Origin of the sequence: Flavobacterium sp. 270, from assembly GCF_004368785.1 — a bacterium.
Taxonomy (GTDB): domain Bacteria; phylum Bacteroidota; class Bacteroidia; order Flavobacteriales; family Flavobacteriaceae; genus Flavobacterium.
In genome coordinates this window covers 1-1216 of sequence record NZ_SODM01000020.1, presented here as the reverse complement: position 1 = coordinate 1216, position 1216 = coordinate 1, and the positions used below count along the sequence as shown (strand labels likewise).

At 48.4% G+C, this 1216-nt stretch carries 1 protein-coding gene; it reads right to left on the bottom strand.

The features are described from left to right. Window positions 1-1216 (bottom strand): Ig-like domain-containing protein (locus EV144_RS24270; protein WP_410501182.1); only part of this gene is annotated, 1216 nt, incomplete at both ends.

The following is a 1216-nucleotide window of genomic DNA, read 5'->3' as shown; positions in this document are numbered from 1 at the left end:
GTAAGAGATACTGTCGTTCCTCCTGCATTGCTGTTCACAGCTGTTGTAGTCTCTGTAACCGCGTCGATTACCGGTGTTGCTGCAGGCGCGTTTACCGTTAAGGTAACCGAAGCCGTACTGCAGTTTGATGTATTGGTCTTATCACAGATCGAGTATGTAAGGGTGTAAGTTCCTGCCGGTGCGTTAGCCCCTAAACTTACAACTCCTGTTACCGGATCAAGTGTCAGATAACCTGAAGGATCTGCTGTTGTCGTTGTAATTGTAACCTCTGATGCTGTCAGCGGGTTTCCGTTTCTAGTATCATTTGAAATTACATTGATAATCGTCTGAGCTGTACCTGACTGCGTTACTGCCGAAGGCGTATCTGCATTCGCGGTAAGCGTATCGCCTGTAACGGTGATGTAGCTCTTCACTGTATCACAGTTCGAAGCGTGGTCGTTGTCACAGATCGTGTATTCCACTTCGTAGCTTCCCGCTAATGTTCCAGGGGCAACGGTGATCGTCTTGTCTGCATTGATAGTCAGACCTGCTGGAAGTGTGCTTACCAGTGTGAAGCTTACTTCTCCTGCTCCTGCTCCCACTGTTACAGGGTTTCCGTTCAGCGTGTCGTTAGCAGTTAAAGATAGCGTTGTACCTCCTGCATTGCTGTTCACAGCTGTTGTGGTCTCTGTAACCGCGTCGATTACCGGTGTTGCTGCAGGCGCGTTTACTGTTAGAGTAACCGAAGCCGTACTGCAGTTTGATATATTGGTCTTATCACAGATCGAGTATGTAAGGGTGTAAGTCCCTGCAGGTGCATTTGCCCCTAAACTTACCACGCCTGTTACCGGATCAAGTGTCAGATACCCTGAAGGATCTGCTGTTGTTGTCGTAATAGTAACTTCTGATGCTGTCAGCGGGTTTCCGTTTCTGGTATCATTTGAAATTACATTGATGATCGTCTGAGCCGAAGTCGATACTGTTACTGCTGAAGGCGTATCTGCATTAGCAGTAAGGGTGTCTCCCGTTACGGTGATGTAACTCTTCACGGTATCACAGTTCGATGCGTGGTCATTGTCACAGATCGTGTATTCCACTTCGTAGCTTCCTGCCGGTGTGCCAGGAGCAACGGTGATGGTCTGGTCTGCATTGATAGTCAGACCTGCTGGAAGTGTGCTTACCAGTGTGAAACTTACTTCTCCTGCTCCTGTTCCCACTGTTACAGGGTTTCCGCTTA